Below are 17545 nucleotides of genomic sequence, written 5' to 3'. Positions count from 1 at the left end.
TCACGCCAAGGGGGGTGTCGGCCGGGGCGGGAGACGGCCGGGCGGGGGCCCGGCCGCAGGACGGCCGGAAAGGGCTGCCATGAGCGACGAGATCTACTTCAGCAACAACTACCGCGACCTGTGTGAGGAGCGCGGCACGGGCGCAGGATTCCAGTTCGAGTTCAGCTGCCAGCGCTGCTACGACACCTGGCGCTCGCCCTTCGAGGCCTACGCGGGCGGCAGAGCGGCCAGTTGGGTCGACAAGGGTGTCAGTGCCGCGTGGGGGCTGGTGGGACGTACCGGAAGCAGCGTGTCCAGCGCGGTCGAGGGGCTGGCGGGCGCCGGTTACGGCAAGTCGCGCGACGCCGCGTTCCAGCGGGCGATATCCACCGCCCAGGACCACTTCAACCGGTGTCCGCGCTGTACGCACTACGTCTGCGACCGCTGCTGGAACGCCGGACAGGGCATCTGCCTCCAGTGCGCCCCCGACACGGCCGCCGAGGCGCTCGCCGCGCAGCGGCGCGGGCTCAACGACGCGGTCAGCGACCGTGCGTACGCCGCCGGTCAGCAGGCGGGTCAGCGCTTCGACGTGAACACGCCCCGGCAACTGGTGTGTCCGCAGTGCCGTACCGAGACCCACGGCAGCCCGTTCTGCCCAGGCTGCGGCCTGCGCATGGCGCAGCCTGACACCTGCGGCTCGTGCAGCGGCGAGCTGCCCGCGTCGGCGGCCTTCTGTCCCACCTGCGGCACCCGGCGCTGACCGGCACGTCTCCGGCCGGGCGCGCGGTGCCGCGCCCGGCCACCGGACCGGGCCCGCTCAGAGGAGGACCAGAGGAGAACCAGAAGAGGGTCCGAAGAGGTCCGACGAGGTCCGAAGAGGTCCGAAGAGGTCCGAAGAGGTCCGAAGAGGTCCGAAGAGCATCAGAAGAGGCTCAGCAGCGCTTCCGCCGGATCGGTGAGGGGCGTGTCGCCGTCCGGGAGCGGGAGTTCGAACCAGACGGTCTTGCCGCGGGGGGTGCGGCGGGAGCCCCAGGCCGCGCTGAGCAGGCCGACGAGCTGAAGGCCGCGGCCCCCCTCGTCGGTGTCGCGGGCGCGGCGGCGGCGCGGCTGGACGAGGCCGGAGTCCCAGACCTCGCAGACCAGCGTGCGGTCCAGCAGCAGCCGCAGCCGGATCTCGCCCTCGCCGTACCGGAGCGCGTTGGTGACCAGTTCGCTGACCAGCAGCTCGGTGGTGTCGACCAGCGGCTCCAGGTCCCAGGCGAGAAGCTGGGTGCGGGCGTACTCGCGGGCGCGGCCGACACTGCGCGGCTCGCGGGGCAGCGTCCAGTCGCCCACGGACTCGGCGGGCAGGCCCTGGACGCGGGCCATGAGCAGGGCGATGTCGTCCTCGCCGTGATGGCTGCCGAGCGTGTGGAGGACGTGGTCGCAGACGTCCTCCAGGGGGAGGTTCGGGTCGGTGAGCGCGCCGACGAACGCCTGGAGGCCCTCGTCCAGCGGGTGGTCGCGGGACTCGACCAGGCCGTCCGTGTAGAGGGCCAGCAGGGCGCCCTCGGGCAGTTCGACCTCCACCTCCTCGAAGGGCTCGCCGCCGACGCCGAGCGGCAGGCCGGGCGGTACGTCGAGCATGAGCGCCTGCTCACCCGGTTCGACCAGAACCGGCGGCAGATGGCCCGCGTTGGCGAACGTGCAGCGGCGCGTGACGGAGTCGTAGACCGCGTAGACGCAGGTGGCCAGGTAGACCTCGGAGAGGTCGGCCTCGCGGGGGCGGCGGGCCGCGCGGGTGGCCTGCTGGATCCCGCCGGGTGCGCCGAGGCCGCGGGCGATCTCGTCGAGCTGGGAGAGCACCTCGGCCGGTTCGAGGTCGAGCAGGGCCAGGGTGCGTACGGCGGTGCGCAGTTCGCCCATGGCGACGGCGGCGCGCAGCCCGCGGCCCATCACGTCGCCGACGACGAGCGCGGTGCGGTGGCCGGGCAGTTCGATGACGTCGAACCAGTCGCCGCCGACCTCGCTGGGCCGGCCGGTGGCCGCGTTGCCGGGCAGATAGCGGCAGGCGATGTCCAGGCCGGACGCCTCCGGGTCGCCGGGCGGCAGCAGGGAGCGCTGGAGTATGAGCGCGCGTTCGTGCTCGCGCCGGTAGAGGCGGGCGTTGTCGATACAGACGGCGGCGCGCGCGGCGAGTTCCACGGCGAGGTCGCGGTCGCGGTCCCCGAACGGCTCGCTGCCCTTGGTCCGGGAGAACTGCGCGAGTCCTACGACGGTGTCGTGGGCGACCATCGGGACGGCCAGCGTGGAGTGCACCAGGCCGCCGTCCTCGCCGGGCACCACCTGGGGGCGGGCCGTGCGCAGGGCGTGCGCGCAGCGCGAGTTGAAGGCGTAGTGGTGGACGGCGCCCAGTTCGACGGGGGCGCCGGTGGCGGACAGGGGGGCGCCGGACACCGCGCTGGCGAACGCGACCCGGCGCAGTTCGGCGCTGCCGTCGGCGAGTCCGGACGGGGTCTCGTCACCGGCCAGCAGGCCCTGGTACAGGTCGACGGTGGCGAGGTCGCAGAAGCCGGGGACGACGACGTCGAGGAGTTCGCGGGCGGTGGTCTCCAGGTCGAGGGAGTTGCCGATGCGGGCGCCGGCCTCGTTGAGGAGGGCGAGGTTGCGCCGGGCCGCGGCGGCCTCGCGGGCGGCGGCCCGGCGGGCGGTGATGTCGGTGCCGAGCCAGGCGATGCCGATGGGGCGTCCGCTGCCGCTGTGCACGCGGTAGAGGTTGATGGACCAGTGGCGGCGCTGGTCCGAGCCGGGGACGAAGCCGGTGACGTGCATGTCCGTGATGGACTCGCCGCTCGCCAGGACCCGGCGCAGGGTGGCGGAGACGCGGTCGGCCTCGGCCCGGGGCAGATAGTCGTGGACGCCCTTGCCGCGGTGGTCGTCGGGGCTGCCGCCGAAGGTGGCGGCGAACCGCTGGTTGGCGCGGCGGATCCGCAGATCGGGGTCGAGCAGCAGGAAACCGAACGGGGATTGGCCGAAAATCGCCTGCGAGGCGGCGAGGTCGGTCTCGATGCTGCGCAGGGTGCGGACGTCCACGACGATACAGACGGCGGCCTTGTCGCCCTCGGCGGTGCGGGTCGGCATGACGTACACCTCGGCGAGGCCGCGCGTGACACGCGGCCGGTGCGCGCCGCGTGCGCCGCTCGCACCGCTCGCGCCGGGCGCGGCAGCCGGGGTGCTGCCTGAGCCGGGCGCGGAGCCTGCGCCGTTCGCGGTGCTTGCGCCGGGCGCGATGCCCGCAGCGGTCGCGGTGTTCACGCCGCTCGCGCCGCTCGCGCCGTTCACGCCGTTCGCACCGGGCGCTCCGCCGGTGCCGCGTGCGCCGTCGGCGCCGCCCGTCCCGCGTGCGCCGCGCGCGCCCCCGGTCCCCGTCCCGGCCGCGTCCTCGGTCCCGGTGAGCGCGCCGTGTTCCGTACGGGAGCGGGGCTCGTCGTCGTCCGGTTCGGGCAGGCGGAACGGGACGACCCCGGTCCACTCCCGACCGTCGAGGATCTCGGCCATCTTGCGCTGGCCCTGCTCGCGCAGATCGGAGTCGATGAACGCCTCGATGGGGTCCATTCCCACGGCGCGTTCGGCCGGGATGCCGAACAACTGCTCGGCGCGCAGGCTCCACTGGTCGACGTGCCCGTCGGGGCCGATGGAGAAGGACGCCACCTTGATGTAGTCGTAGATGGAGCCGGGCGGACTGCTCTGCCACATCGCGTCCACGGGCGGCGCGCCCTCGACCCCCGCGGGTCCCGCGACGGCCCCGCCGCCCGCGGTCCCCGTCCTCGCGCCGTCCGACGGGTCCTCGGACTCCGTGGCCTTCGCTGGTATCTCGCTCACGCGAACCGTCCCCTCCAGCTCACCGCGTCCGGCACCGGTCACCGGGGGCGGCTGCCCGCAGTATCCAGCACTACGGCGCCGCACAACACGGTGTTCACGATCACAGGAGCATCCCGATGCGTTTTGGTCCGGCCCGATCCGTCCTGTGACAACACAACCTGTCTTCTAACCAGGCAACACCCCGTCGAACCCCTCTGCGGACAACCGCCGCGGACGAGTGCCGGCGAGGGGCACCCCGGATGACCCGCTCCGCATCCGTCGTCACCCTTCGTCACGGGCGACCGGCACCGGGCCGTTCGGACCGCCGGAGCGACTGGAGCGACTGGTGTGACCCGAGCGGTCCGAGCGGTCCGAGCGGCCGGAGCGGCCGGAGCGGTCCGAGCCGTTCCGCTCCGGCGAGACGCCGTCGCCGGTCGGTGCGGCCGGGTTGTGCGCCTGCACCGCCAGTTCGAACCACACCGTCTTGCCCGACCGGTCCGGCCGGGTGCCCCAGCGGCGGGAGGAGGCCGCGACCAGTTGCAGACCGCGCCCGCCCTCGTCGTCGGGGTGGGCGCGGCGTTCGCGGGGCGGGTCCGGAAGCGGGTCGGAGACCTCGACCAGCAGCACGTGCGGCAGCCCTGCCGGACGCACCAGCCGCAGCCCGATGGGGCCGTGCGCGTGCCGCAGCGAGTTGGTGACCAGTTCGCTCACCAGCAGGGCCGCGGTGTCGCCGACACTGTCCAGCGCCCAGGTGCGCAGCTGGCCGCGGACGGCGGCACGGGCCGTGCGCACCGCGCCGGGCTCCGCGGAGAAGGTCCACTCGGCGCAGTCGCCTTCGGAGTCGGTCACGCCGATCACTTCCCGGGCCAGCGAACTCCCATGTCCGGTTTCATGGGGTTAATGGGCACATACCCGGTATCCAGCGGCCAGTACCGCACTTCCGGGAGCGGTACCGCCCGGCCGCCCGGAATCCCGCCCGGTCTTCCGGCCCGAAGTCCGGCCGGGCGAGGGAAGGCCCGCGCCCCGTCCCGGCCCATCCCGCCCCGCTTCTCCCCGCCTCGCCGGGTGGTACCGGCTCACCTCAATTCGCCACCGGCCCTGAGGTCGTCGAAGAGCAGTTGGTCGACCGGCGGGACCAGCGGCCGGTCCGCGTACGAGAACCAGGCCATCTCCTCGATCTCGCTGCTCACCGCCAACCTCCCCTGATACTCGGCGGTGTAGCAGCTCATCCGCACCACGGCACCGCCCGGCAGTTCGGGCACCTCGGCCTCGTACGTGCCCACGTGCAGCGCACTGTCCGGGTCGAGGAGCACGGTCAGCTCCTCCTCGATCTCACGGAGCAGGGTCTCCAGATCACTCTCCGCGCCCTCCCGCTTGCCGCCGGGGATGTAGAAGACGTCCTTCCCCCGGGGCCTGGCGCACAGAATCCTGCCGTTCTCCACGCGCACCCACGCCACCGTGTCGATCAGGACCGTCATCACTCCGCCTTCGCCGTCCGGAACCCGCGTCAGGCAGGACCTTACGAGACCGGTGCGGGCGACGGGAGCGGCGCCCGTCCGGCGGACCGGCGAGGGGACCGGCGCCCGTCCGGCGGGCCGGCGACGGGAGCGGCGCCCGTCCGGCGGGCCGGCGACGGGAGCGGCGCCTGCCCGGCGGACCGGCCTCAGCCCTCCAGGGCCTCGATCGACTCAGCCCTCCAGCGCCTCGATCGCCTCGGCCAGCCAGCGCTTCTCCTCGGTACCGGTGGCGCGGGCGATGCGCAGCATGCCCTGCCGGAAGAGGTCCGGCGCCTCCTCGGCCCGCACCGGCTCGCCGTCGCGGTAGAAGAAGCTCGCCGGAGTGTCGAGGAAGGCCTGCCGGCGGCGGAGGACGGCGGCCTGCTCCGCCCGGTCGGGGAGGTGCCGCAGGAACGCGAGCAGCGTGAAGAAGCGCTGTCCGTCGGTGATTTCGGCGTCCTTGGGGTGGCGGAGCCGGGCCCGCAGGTCGGCGCGTCCCGCCTCGGTGAGGGAGAGGATCCGCCGGGGCGCCGCACCGCTTCCGGGCCCGGTGCGCTGCTCGACCAGCCCCGCCTTCACCAGCCGGGTGATGGCCGGGTAGAGCGCGCCGTCGCTGACCGGGCGGATGTGGCCGCTGAGGCCCTGGATGCGGCTCTTCAGCTCGTAACCGTGCAGGGGCTCCTCGTGGAGGAATCCCAGAATCGACAGCTCCAGCACGCGCCGTCCCCGTTCTCTCGCCCATGCGAACGCTCGCCCTTGCCCGCCCCGTGCGGTCATGTTATCTCTTTTCGCTGTACCTCGATTCGAGGTACAGCGAAAAGGGGGAGGCATGCCCATGAGGGCGGACGCGGTCGTGACGGCGGCAGAGCACCGGCGCACGCTGGTGTCGCTGGCGTTCCCGGTCTACTTCGAGCTGCTCGCGGGCGTCACCGCCGGGATCATCAACATGGTCTGGGTGGCGAGGCTCGGCGGGGAGGCCGTCGCCGCGGTGGCCGTCGCCACCAATCTGGAGAACCTGCTGCTCGGCGTCATCCTCGTCGCCGGGTCGGGCACGACCGTGCTGGTCGCACGGGCCCGCGGCGCACAGGATCCGGCGGCGCTGCGCTCCGCCGTGCGCGGCGGCTGGGCACTGTGGGCGATCATCACGCCCTGCGTCGCCCTGGGCGGGTTCCTGTGCCGCGAACCGCTCGCCCGGCTCGTGCTCGGGGGCGGCGAGGACGGCTCGCTGCCCCTCACCACCGGCTACTTCTCGATCGCGCTGCCGGGGATCGCGGTGTTCTTCGCGACCAACGTCGTGGACGGCATCCTCAAGGGGGCGGGCGACACCCGCACCCCGATGCGACTCGCCGTGCTCGCCAACGGGCTGATCCTCGTGCTGGACCCCCTGCTCATCCTCGGGTGCGGGCTCGGTGTCCGCGGGGCGGCGACCGCCACGGTGCTGGGCCGGACCGCCGCGCTGGTCTGCGGATTCCTCGCACTGCGCCGCAATGCCGTGCTGCGCCGGGCCGCCGGGGCGTGGTCGGACGGGACGGGGTCACTCGGCTCCGATGCCCGTACGGTCGCCGCGACGGGGCTGCCGATGTCGGCCGACTTCGTCACCCGGATGGCGGGCGCGCTCGCCCTCGTCGCCCTCGTGGCCCGGATCGGTGTCGCCGAGGTCGCCGCCTACGGCATCGCGACCAAGGCGATGTACGTCGCGACCATGGCTTTCTACTCGGTCCGCCAGGCCGCCGCCATCCGCACCGCCCATCTGCTCGGCACCGGGCACGACGCGCGACGGGCCGTCGGGCGGCAGGCGCTGCTCCTCGCCGGGGCACTGGGGCTGACGGCCCTGCTGGCACTGCTCACCGCCGCGCCGTGGATCACGCGGGCGTTCGGCGGTGCGGGCGCGGTGGCCGAGGCCGGCACGCTCTATCTGCGGTGCGTGGGGCCGTACCTGGTGCTGCTCGCCTGTTTCATCGCGCTGGGCGGGGTGTTCGAAGGCAGCGGCGGAAGTCCCGCCCTCGCGCGGATCACGCTGTGCGGGGTGCTGCTTCAACTGGCGCTCGCGTACGGGCTGTCGGGCTCGGGGCTGCCCGGCATCTGCGCGGCCATGGCGGCGTCCATGGCCGCGCAGTGCGCGGCCGTCGTCAGGATGTACCGGCGCGCCGCGCTCCCGGCGGCCACCGGCCGGCCCGAGGACGAGGCGGCGGCGGAGGAAGCGGGAGGCGTCGAGGAAGACGCGGGGGAAGTCAAGGAGGAAAGGAGAGGGTGAGAGAGGCAAGGGGGAAGGAGAGGGCGAGAGAGGTGAGAGAGGAAAGGGAAGGAACGGACGGGAGGGAGGAGAGAAGTGCGATGCGGGCCTGTGCGCCGGGGCACGCCGGGGCGTGCTCTTCACCGCCACCCGCTCCGGAGCCGCCCGCCGCGGCATCCCGGGCCGCCCCCGCTTCGCCTCAGCGCTCTTCGAGGCACTCGACCCAGTAGAGCTGCTTGTGGCCGTGGCTCTGCAGGCTGCCGACGGTCTCCTCGGCCTCGTCGCGAGTGGCGTATCTGCCCACGCGGTAGCGGTTGCCGTTGTCGTCCTGCCGGACGACCAGCCAGGGAAGAGTGACCGTACTGTCGTTCATCCCGCCCCCACTGCTCCTTTCCGCCCGGCGCGTGCTCCGCGCGCGCCCGGCCGCGTCCGGCTTGCGGCCTTCTGCCGTGTCTCCGCCTGCCGCGGAAACCGCAGCTCGCATATGCCCGAGCCTACGCCCAACCTTCACTCAGCGGATACGGGTTTTCACAAAGAGGTATGCAACCGGCCAATCCGCAGGGGGCGCACAGGGATGAACGCGCCGCACGCGGACATGAGGGGCGCACGGTCGCAAGCCCCGCGCCGTCGGCCGGTGCGCGCGGCGGCGACCTGCGAGGACGGCCGGAATCCAGCGCAGTGGGAACGGGGCGCGCGCCCTGCGGACAGGCCGGGACGGAGCCATGCACCGGCCGAACCGCACCAGGAACCGCACCAGGGGGCGCGCACTACCCGGCCCGCGCCGCGCCGCACGCCGGTGACATGAGCGCACCGGTGATACCGCGGAGGCGGCGGGCGGTACCGCCGAGGCCGCGCGGGTCCTGCTGCGGAGGCGGCGGGTGGCTACTTCACGGGCAAGTGGTACGCCACCCGGTAGCGGTCGGCGGGGATCACCACGTCGGCCGTCTCCACGGCGCGGCCGGAGGCATAGAAGGTGCGCTGGACGACCACGACGACATGGCCGGGGACGCCGCCGAGGGTGAGCAGTTCCTCGGCGAGGCCGGGGCGGGCGCCGACCTCCTCGGTGACGTTGTCGACGACGATGTCGATGGCGCGCATGCGCTCGACGACGCCCATGCCGCCGAGCGGGCCCTCCTCCGGGAGCATGACCGGAGTGCGGCCGGTGAGGGCGAGCGGTTCCCAGGAGGTGGAGAGCATCATCGGCTCGCCCGCGTCCCGGAACACGTACCTGGTGCGCATCACGCGGTCGCCGGGCTTGATGCCGAGCCGGTCGGCGATCGCGCCGCCCGCCTCGGTCTGCGCGCTGCGCGACTCCCAGGTGCCGCGCGCGTCGGCGGCCGCCTGCTCCTGCCGGAACGGCGTGGCGCCGCCGACCGGGCGGTAGCCGGAGCGGGCGACCCGGCGCGGCGCGGGCCGCTCGCGCACATACGTCCCCGAGCCGGAGCGGCCCTCGACCAGGCCCTCGGCCATCAGCACCTTGCGGGCTTCCAGGGCGACCGTGTCCGAGACGCCGTACTCCTCGCGGATCCTGGCCTGGGAGGGCAGCCGGGTGTGCGGGGGCAGCGAACCGTCGACGATCTTCTTGCGGAGGTCGCCCGCGACGCGCAGATACGCCGGCTGCTCACCGAAAGTCACTGGCCACTCCCATCAGGTTGCACAGACAGCAACAGGGTGGCAACCGTAGGTTGTGACTTGCAAGTCGAGGCCAAGGAATCACTCGAAGTGATGAGTTGTGGTGTCGGGGGGCTTTACCCAGGCACTTTCTCCCCGGTAAGGGAACCGCCGCACGTGGGCCCCGCCCCGCACGTCACAGCCGTCTCCCGGGCCGTACGCCGGTCTTCGACGGCGTACCCGGCGGCCGCGGCCCAGAGCTTCGCGCCCCGTGACAGCCACCGGGTGCGGAGCGGAGAAGGAGAACACGGCAGCCGGGTCGCCGGGGGCATCGGGTGCATCGGGTGCATTGAGCGGAGTGGAATCCGCGCTCGGGTCGTGCACCCGGCGCACACCGGAGCCGCGCGCGCCGGGCCTCGGGAAGAGGACGACCGGCGGACGGGCCCCGGCAGATCCCGGCGGCTTCCCGCGGCTTCCCGCGGCTTCCCGCGGCTTCCGGCGGATCCCCCGGCCCGCCCGGATCCCGGCCGATCGGCCGCACAGGCCCTAACCTGCCCCCATGAGCCCTCTGCCGGACCGCTACTGCCCCACCGACGGCGTCCGGGTGCCCAGTGACTCGCTCGCCTGGTGCTGCCCGTCCTGCCACGGCCCGCTGGATCTCGACTTCGCGCCCACCCCGGCGCCGCTGAAGTCGCTGAGCGGCCGGGTGAACTCGCTGTGGCGGTACGCGGAGACGCTGCCGCTGGCCCAGCCGACGGTGTCCCTGGGCGAGGGCCGCACACCGCTGGTGACGCTGACGGACGAGGTGTCGGCGAAGCTGGACTACCTGATGCCCACGCTGTCCTTCAAGGACCGGGGCGCGGTGCTGCTGGCCCAGCTGGCGCAGCGCGTCGGACCGACCCGGGTGGTCGCGGACAGCAGCGGCAACGCGGGCACGTCGATCGCCGCGTACTGCGCCCGCGCACGTCTGCCCTGCACGGTGTACGTCCCGCTGGGCACGTCCGCGAAGAAGCTGGAGCAGATCGAGGCGCACGGCGCCCGCCCGGAGGTGGTCGACGGCGACCGGGAGGCGGCGGGCGCGGCGGCCCGGCGGGCGGCGGACGAGCCGGGCACCTTCTACGCCTCGCACGTCTACAACCCGTACTTCCTGCACGGCACCAAGACCTACGTCCACGAGCTGTGGGAGGACCTGGGCGGCCGGCTGCCCGATGTGCTCGTCCTGCCCGTGGGCAACGGCACCCTGCTGCTGGGCGCGGCGCTGGCGATCGCCGAGCTGTACGGGGCGGGCCTGCTGGACCGGCGTCCGGCGCTCTGGGCGGTGCAGGCGGCGGCGGTGGCGCCGCTCGCGCACGCCTGGCAGGAGGGCGCGGACGAACTCGTCGGCGACACCACCCTCTCCCCCACCCACGCCGAGGGCATCGCCATCCCCCGCCCGCCGCGCGCCCGGCAGATCCTGCGCGCGGTACGCGGTTCGGGCGGCACCTTCCTGACCGTCTCGGAGGACCGGATCCGGCACGCGCAGCTCGACCTGGCCTCGCAGGGGCTGTATGTCGAGTCGACGAGCGCGGTGTGCTGGGCGGCCGTACGCGAGGGCGCGCTCGGCGGCAGGTCGGCGGTGGTGCCGCTGTGCGGGGCGGGCCTGAAGTCGGGCCTGGCGCGGGCCTGAAGTCGGGCCTGGAGTCGGGTCTGACGCGGGCCTGAGTTCCGGGCTCCGTCCGGGCGGGATCCGGTGGAGTCCGCGGGTCCGGGCGGGACCCGGCGTGACTCGCCGGTCCGGGCGCTCAGTCGTCGAAGGCGGTGGCGCGGGTGCGAGTGCGCTTCTCCCAGGCCGTGATGTCGTCGCGCACCCGGCCGAGATGGCCGAGGAGGGCGGTGACGGCATCGTCGCCCAGCGGCAGCCTGAGCGGGGCGCCGTCCGACTCCAGCGCGGCGAGGATCGGCGCCGCCGCCTTGGCCGGGTCGCCGGGCTGGGTGCCGTCGCCGGCCGCCACGGCGTCCCGGGTCCCGCGCACACCGGCGTACACGCCGCTGTCCGGGCTGAGTCCGGCATTCCCGGTGCCGAAGAGCGACGTACGGAAGGCGCCCGGCTCGACGATCAGCGCCTTGATCCCGTATCGGCGGCCTCGTCCGCGAGTGCCTCCGACATGCCCTCCAGGGCGAACTTCGTCCCGCTGTAGGCGCGGGTGAGCGCGGCCGGGCCGAAGGCGTGCACGTCGAACAGGTCCCGCAGCTCCTGCTCGGTGGTCTTCTCCAGGGCGCCAGCACGTCCCGTACGGCGGCCTCGGCGGCGGCCGTGTCGGCGACGTCCAGGGCCGGCGCTCGGTGAGCGCCCGTCCGAAGCCGCTGCTCGCGCCGGTGGCCAGCCGCACCTTGTTCATGGTTCCCCCTGGTTCACGGTTCCCTCTGGTACACGGTTCCTCCTGGGCTCTCGTCCTCGGACACCGGACTCGTCCGCCGGACGGCTCTGTGTCTCCCAGCCCGCGCTGAGCAAGCAGATCCGCGCTGGAGGGGCAGTTGGGCACCGAGCTGTTCACGCGCCGGGCGCAGGGCGTGGCCCTCACCCCGGCCGGTGCGGCGCCGCGCCGCGCGCCCGGCGGGTGCTGGAGGAGTGGGCGCGGGGCGCGGACGCCGTGGAGGCGGCGCGGGCGGCGGCCCGCAGCACGCTGGTGCTGGGCATGAGCACCAGTCCGGGGCGCGGCGGTCTGCTGCCCGCGATCCGCTCGCGGTTCACCGCGGCACGGCCCGAGGCGCTGCTGCGGCTGCGCCGGGCGAGCTGGGAAAATCCGACGGCGGGCCTGGCGGACGGGACCGTGGACGTGGCCTTCGTCTGGCTGCCGCTGCCCGCCGCCGAGCGGTACGCGTGGACGGTCGTCGCCGAGAAACCGCGGCTGGTCGCGTTGCCGGAATGGCATCCGCCGGCCGCCCGCGCGGAGATCGACTTCGCGGACCTGGCCGGACTGCCGTTCCTGGCCCTGCCCGCGGCGGCCGGCCGCCGCGGATCGGCGCCGAGGTGGCGAGCACCGAGGAGACGTACGAGGCGCTCGTCGCCGGTCTCGGCGTCTGCCTGGTCGCGGCGGGCAACGCCCCGCTCTCATCACGCTCGGCCAGGTGACCACCCGCCCGGTGCGCGGCGGGCGGCACCGGTCCATGCGTCCGTATGCACTCACGCCACGAGGGCCGTACGTACGCCACGAGGGCCCGGTGCGACCCGGCCGGACGGCGGGAATCGTACCGGGCCCTCGGGCCCGCGGGGTGCCGACGGGCGGCTCAGAACTCGTCGGCGCCGTTGCGCAGTTCTTCGGTCCAGTAGCCGGTCTTGGCGACCGCCTCGTCGACCGCGAGGCCGCCGGACGGGGCGTGCACGACGATGCTGCCCTCGGCGGGGCCGTCGGCGGCGAAGAAGTTCACGTCGAACTCCTTGACGACCTTGTTGTCCTCGTGCGCGCCGCCGTTCGCGACCCGGACGTTGGCGTACGCCGGCTGGCCGGGCGCCAGCACGACCGGCGCCCCCGGCTTGCTCTTCGCGACGGCCGGGACGTCCTTGGCGGTCTGGATGGGACCGAAGGCGAGCAGCGGGTACTTCAGCAGGCGGCAGGAGTGGGAGGACTTGTTGGTCGCGGTCAGCACGATGTGCTCGGTGGGCGTCTCGTCGGCCTTCTCCATCGTGACCTTCATGTCGCTGAAGGTGCAGGCGGGAGCGTTCGCGCCGGACTTGCCAGAACCAGAACCAGAACCGGAACCGGAGTCCGAACCGGCGCCGGCACCGGTGCCCGAGCCGCCCTTGTTCTTCTTGGCGGCGGCATCGGCGGCGGTCCCGGAGTTCGCGGAGCCGGACTTGCCGGAGCCGGCGGCCGAGGCGGACGAGCCGGCGGTCCCGGCGGTGCCGGTCGTCGCGGCGGCGGTGGCGGAGTCCGTGGCCTGCTGCGAGGTCGTGGCCTGTCCCTCGTCCCTGGTGCCGTCGCCGCTGCCGCAGGCGGTCAGGCCCAGGGAGAGGGCGGCGAAGGCGGCGACGGCCAGGACGGTGTGCTTGCGGTGGTTGCGCATGGTGGGTTCTCCCCCGAGGCGGTGTGAAGCTGAGATGGACGGCACCTGTGTCCCCGGACGTCCCGGTGCCCGGTGTCCCGCGCTCGGTGCCATGTACTCAGCTTCGGCGTCCGCGCTGCCGTCCTGCTTACGTCCCGCTAACGCTTCGCTGCCAGCAGGGAGAGCAGCCGTGCGGCGCGCTCCGAACCCTGGGTGAACCCGGCCGCCTCGGACGCCGCCGTCGCCTGCCGGAACTCGTCCGCGGCCTCGGCGGTCCGGCCCAGCCCGGCCAGTGCCTCGCCGCGCAGGATCCGCAGCTGCGCCCGGCCGACGACCGCGTGCGGCGAGACCAGCTCGGTGGCGCGCAGGGTGTGGGCGAGTGCGGCCTCGTGGGCGCCGGTGCGCAGGCAGTACTGGGCCAGGTGCTGGAGGGCCAGCACCTGGGTGGCGGGGTGGCCGGTGCTGTCGGCGAGGGCCACCGCGCGGGTCATCAGCTCCCCGGCCCGCACGCTGTCCCCGGTGGAGTCCAGGACGGCGGCGAGGTTGACGCAGGCGATGGCCTCGCTGATGGCGTCGCCCGCGCGGGCGGCCAGCTCGGGTGCCGCCTCCAGATGGACCAGGGCCTCGGGGTCCCGGCCCTCCTCGTGCAGGATCCAGCCGAGCAGGGCCCGGGTCCGCGACTGCGCGTCCAGGTCGCCCTCGTGCTCGGCGGAGGCGAGTCCGGCCTCCAGCAGCGGGGTCCAGCCGTCGGTGATCCGCCACAGCATCAGCGGCCACTGCACCAGGGCGAGCCGCCAGGCCCGGTCGTGCAGGCCGAGTGCGGCGGCCGCGGCCACGGCGCCCTCCAGCGCGGGGCGCTCGGCCGCGTACCAGGCGAGGGCGGCGGCCCGGTCGTCGAACTCCCGCGTGGCGGCCGGGCGGCGGGCGTCGGCGGGCAGCGCGTAGCAGGGCTGGGAGCCGGGTTCGGCGGCCGCGTCGGCGGCGAGCCCGGTGAACAGGTAGTGGTCCAGCAGGCGGCGCAGGCCCTCGGGGTCGGCCTGCGGGGCGAGGTGGCGGGCGTAGAGGCGGACCAGGTCGTGCGGGGTCCAGCGGCCGGGGACGGACTCGGTGAGCAGATGGGCGGCGGCGAGCCGGTCCAGGTCGGCTCCGGCCTGGGCGGGGGTGGTCCCGGCGAGCGCGCTGGCGGCGAACCGGTCCAGGTCGGAGCCGGTGTGCAGGCCGATGGCGCGGAACATGCGGGCGGCGGGCTCGGGCAGCTGCTGCACGGTCAGGTGCAGGGCGGCGGAGACGCCGGTGTCCTCGACGTCGAGCAGGGCGAGGCGGCCGTGTTCGTCGGCGAGTTCGTGGGCCATCGCGCCCAGCGTCCACTGGGGGCGTTGGGCGAGCCGGGCGGCGGTGACGCGCAGGGCGAGCGGCAGCCCGTCGCAGAGTCCGGCCAGCCGGGCGGCGGCCTCGGGTTCGGCGGCGATCCGGTCCTCGCCGAGCACGCTGGCGAGCAGCGCCTCGGCGTCGGCGGCCGGGAGGTGGGCGAGCGGCAGCGGCCGGGCGGCGTCGGAGGCGATGAGGCCGCCGAGCCGGTCCCTGCTGGTGACCAGCGTGACGCAGTGGTCGCCGCCGGGGAGCAGCGGTCTGACCTGCTCGGAGGAACGGGCGTTGTCGAGGACGACGAGCAGCCGGCGGCCGTCGGTGAGGGTGCGGAACAGCGCGCCGCGCGCGGCCGTGGTCTCGGGGACGCGCTGCGGGGCGACGCCCAGGGCCAGCAGGAACTCCCGCAGCACCGTTCCGGCGTCGGGCGCCGGGGTGTCGCTGAAGCCGCGCAGGTCGGCGAAGAGCCGTCCGTCGGGGAAGGCGGCACCGTGCTGATGGGCCCAGTGCAGGGCGAACGCGGTCTTGCCGACCCCGGCGGCCCCGGTGATCAGGCAGACGGGCGCGTCGGTGGCGGTGACGGCCCGGCCGAGCGCGGCCAGTTCCGGGTCCCGGCCGGTGAAGCCGCGCGGCGGCCGGGGCAGCAACTGCGGTACGGGCGGATCGGCGTGCGGCGGGACGAGGTGGCCTGCGGCCGGGACGGGCTGGGGGACGGACTGGGGGCCGGGCTGGGGGACGTACGGCGGTGCGGACGCGGGGCCGGACAAGGGTCCGGACGGGGGGCCGGGCGGGAATGCGGGCTGCGGAGCGGCATCGGCGGCCGGTGTCGGGGTGGCCGCGGCGGCTGCCGTGCCCGGTCCGGGGGTGTGCCCGTCGACCGGTCCGGCAGCCGACGGGGTGGCGTCCTCAACGGCTCCGGCAGCAGGTCCGGCGGTGGTTCCCACGGCTTCGGCGGTGCCCGCGGCGGCACCTGCGGCGGGACCGGCGGGGGACCCACCGGCGGCACCGGCCGCAGTGCCGGTCGCAGTGCCGGTCGCGGATCCCGCCGCGGGCCCCGCCGCGGGTCCGGTGGCCGGTTCCGCGGCCGTACGGGCGGGCAGCGGCGCGGGGTCGGCGGCGCGCAGCAGGACGGCGTAGGCCTCGGTGAGCGCGTCGCCGGGGTCCACGCCGAGTTCGTCGGCGAGCAGCCGCCGGGTGCGGTGGTACCAGTTGATCGCGTCGGACTGCCGTCCCGAGCGGCCCAGGGCCAGCATCAGGGCTGCGGCCAGCGACTCCCGCAGCGGATGCGCGACGGCCTCGGTGCGCAGTACGGCGGCGGCCCTGCCGTGCTCGCCGAGCTGCCCGTACGCCTCGGCCAGCGCCTCCACCGAGGCGAGCCGCAGGTCTTCGAGGCCGCCGGCCGCCGCCTCCAGCGGACCGCTGCGCACCGTGCCGGTCAGGGCGGGGCCCTGCCAGCAGGCGAGCGCCTCGCGCAGCATGCGGACGGTGTCGGCGGGCCGGCGCTGCACGCGGGAGAGGGCGACCAGTTCCTCGAAGCGGTGGGCGTCCACCAGGGACTCCGGCATCTGGAGCTCGTACGCCGTGCCCTGGGTGGTCAGCTCGACGCCGTACTCGCGGGCGCCGTGGTCGGCGAGCAGGGCGCGCAGCCGCGAGACGTGGCCTTGCAGGACCGTCTTGAAGTGGGTGGGCGGTTCGTCCTCCCACAGCGCGGCCGTGAGCTGGTCGACGCTGACCGCGGTGTTGGGCCGCAGCAGGAGCATGGCCAGCAGACTGCACCGTTTCACGGGACCGGGGGCGAAGTCTCCGTTCTCCGTCACCACGGCGACGGATCCGAGCAGCCGGAACTCCACCCTGTGTACCTCCTGATCCGCGGCCCCGTCCCGTGCCGAGGATACGTGGGAAGCCCACCCGTACCGTGCCCCACCTGCCGATCCCGGGCACGGGACCGGACGGGCGGCGGCGCCCCGCCCCTCGACTTTCCCGGCGGGCGGCCCGGCCGCGGCCATATCACCGCGTTATGGCCGGATGGGAGTACCCGAGCCGCTTCCCCGTCCGGAAGGTTGTGTCATGCCCACGTCGACAACTGCCCTCCGGGCGGCCGTACGGCGCGGGCCGGGCCCACGAGGCCGTCGTCACCTTCCCCACCCGCCCGCACACGTCCACCCGACGTGTCCTCCGGATCGAGGAATCTTGCGCATATCCCGACTCGCGCCCGCACTCGCCGCAGCCGCCGTCTCCGTCCTGGCCCTGCTCGCCCCCACGGCGAGCGCCGCCCCGTCCGCGCCCCCCACCACCAGGGCCCCGCAGCCCATCATCGGCGGCGGCTACGCCTCCAGCGGCCCCTGGGCGGCCCGGCTGTACGCCAACGGCCAGGAGAGCTGTTCGGCCACGATCATCGCGCCGACCTGGATCCTCACGGCCAAGCACTGCGTCTCCAGTGGCTCCCTGTCGTTCCGCATCGGCAGCCTGGACCAGTACAGCGGCGGCACCACGGCCAACGGCGTCCAGATCTACACCCACAGCGCCGACCTGGCCCTGGTCCGCCTGGACCGCTCGGTGTCCACCACGTACGCCACCCTCGGCCAGCCCGGCACGGTACGCGTCGGCCAGAGCGTCCAGGTCTACGGCTGGGGCGCGACCTCCCAGTGCGGCTCCGAGATCAACTGCCAGTCCCGCTATCTGAAGGTCGCCGACGTCACCGTCAGCGGCGGTTGCAGCGACGCCTACGGCGGCTCCGCGATCTGCGCCTCCCGCGGCAACGGCATCACCGCCGGCGGCGACTCCGGCGGCCCCATGATGGCCGGCGGCGTCCAGGTCGGCGTCGCCTCCACCAGCGACCGCCAGTCCAGCACGGCGTACGCCAACGTCACGGCGTACCGGTCGTGGATCCAGTCGGTCGCGGGGGTCTGAGGAGCGACCGGCGACGCGTTCGGCTCGGCGCCGGGCCCCTTCCCGTCGTCCGTACGGGGCCCGGCGCCGGGCGCATGACCGCGGCGCT

11 protein-coding genes and 3 pseudogenes are annotated in these 17545 nt (G+C 74.5%); 5 read left to right on the top strand and 9 right to left on the bottom strand.

All coding sequences use genetic code 11. The features are described 5' to 3' along the window. Nucleotides 1-79 precede the first annotated feature (79 nt). Nucleotides 80-739, top strand: a complete 660-nt coding sequence (locus R4Z62_RS21780; RefSeq protein WP_064535010.1) for a zinc ribbon domain-containing protein — start codon at nt 80-82, stop codon at nt 737-739. Between the two features lie 161 nt (nt 740-900). Here R4Z62_RS21780 and R4Z62_RS21775 read toward each other — a convergent pair whose 3' ends face one another. From R4Z62_RS21775 to R4Z62_RS21760, 4 genes and pseudogenes are all read right to left on the bottom strand, one after another. Continuing rightward, complete coding sequence (locus R4Z62_RS21775; protein WP_385496448.1) at nt 901-3840, bottom strand: SpoIIE family protein phosphatase; 2940 nt, start codon at nt 3838-3840, stop codon at nt 901-903. 438 nt (nt 3841-4278) lie between these two features. Continuing rightward, a pseudogene (locus R4Z62_RS21770) lies at nt 4279-4712 on the bottom strand (ATP-binding protein); the annotation flags it as partial. A 183-nt stretch (nt 4713-4895) separates the two neighbouring features. Further along, nucleotides 4896-5297 carry an NUDIX hydrolase gene (locus tag R4Z62_RS21765; RefSeq protein WP_064535008.1) on the bottom strand — a complete coding sequence of 134 codons (402 nt, stop codon included), beginning with the start codon at nt 5295-5297 and terminating at the stop codon, nt 4896-4898. Between the two features lie 210 nt (nt 5298-5507). Continuing rightward, a complete protein-coding gene (locus R4Z62_RS21760) occupies nt 5508-6032 on the bottom strand; it encodes a PadR family transcriptional regulator (protein ID WP_064535007.1) in 525 nt (174 codons plus the stop codon). 112 nt (nt 6033-6144) lie between these two features. Between R4Z62_RS21760 and R4Z62_RS21755 the strand changes: the two genes are divergently transcribed. Then, nucleotides 6145-7569 carry an MATE family efflux transporter gene (locus R4Z62_RS21755; RefSeq protein WP_385496449.1) on the top strand — a complete coding sequence of 475 codons (1425 nt, stop codon included), beginning with the start codon at nt 6145-6147 and terminating at the stop codon, nt 7567-7569. A gap of 178 nt (nt 7570-7747) precedes the next feature. On the opposite strand, the gene R4Z62_RS21750 is transcribed toward R4Z62_RS21755, so the two are convergent. Further along, nucleotides 7748-7921: an SPOR domain-containing protein gene (locus R4Z62_RS21750; RefSeq protein ID WP_159393110.1), complete on the bottom strand. Its 174-nt coding sequence runs from the start codon at nt 7919-7921 to the stop codon at nt 7748-7750. Nucleotides 7922-8430: 509 nt separating this feature from the next. Then, the gene (locus R4Z62_RS21745) at nt 8431-9183 is read right to left on the bottom strand and encodes a GntR family transcriptional regulator (protein WP_385496451.1); all 753 of its coding nucleotides are present in this window, start codon (nt 9181-9183) and stop codon (nt 8431-8433) included. Between the two features lie 535 nt (nt 9184-9718). On the opposite strand from R4Z62_RS21745, the gene R4Z62_RS21740 reads away from it, so the two are divergent. Then, nucleotides 9719-10825: a pyridoxal-phosphate dependent enzyme gene (locus R4Z62_RS21740; protein WP_355483316.1), complete on the top strand. Its 1107-nt coding sequence runs from the start codon at nt 9719-9721 to the stop codon at nt 10823-10825. Between the two features lie 115 nt (nt 10826-10940). Here R4Z62_RS21740 and R4Z62_RS21735 read toward each other — a convergent pair. Continuing rightward, nucleotides 10941-11537: pseudogene (locus tag R4Z62_RS21735) on the bottom strand (SDR family NAD(P)-dependent oxidoreductase). A gap of 297 nt (nt 11538-11834) precedes the next feature. Here R4Z62_RS21735 and R4Z62_RS21730 point away from each other — a divergent pair. Next, nucleotides 11835-12146 (top strand): annotated as a pseudogene (locus tag R4Z62_RS21730) (LysR substrate-binding domain-containing protein); the annotation flags it as partial. A 280-nt stretch (nt 12147-12426) separates the two neighbouring features. Here R4Z62_RS21730 and R4Z62_RS21725 read toward each other — a convergent pair. Both R4Z62_RS21725 and R4Z62_RS21720 read right to left on the bottom strand, forming a co-directional pair. After that, the gene (locus tag R4Z62_RS21725) at nt 12427-13203 is read right to left on the bottom strand and encodes a DUF4232 domain-containing protein (protein ID WP_385496452.1); all 777 of its coding nucleotides are present in this window, start codon (nt 13201-13203) and stop codon (nt 12427-12429) included. A gap of 137 nt (nt 13204-13340) precedes the next feature. Then, the gene (locus R4Z62_RS21720) at nt 13341-16397 is read right to left on the bottom strand and encodes an AfsR/SARP family transcriptional regulator (RefSeq protein WP_385496453.1); all 3057 of its coding nucleotides are present in this window, start codon (nt 16395-16397) and stop codon (nt 13341-13343) included. Nucleotides 16398-16737: 340 nt separating this feature from the next. Here R4Z62_RS21720 and R4Z62_RS21715 point away from each other — a divergent pair, with 340 nt between their 5' ends. After that, nucleotides 16738-17457 carry a S1 family peptidase gene (locus R4Z62_RS21715; protein WP_385496455.1) on the top strand — a complete coding sequence of 240 codons (720 nt, stop codon included), beginning with the start codon at nt 16738-16740 and terminating at the stop codon, nt 17455-17457. Nucleotides 17458-17545: the final 88 nt, after the last annotated feature.

Source organism: Streptomyces sp. PL-25 (assembly GCF_058344915.1).
Note: the sequence above shows the minus strand (reverse complement) of the source record. Positions and strands in the feature narration are given on the sequence as shown.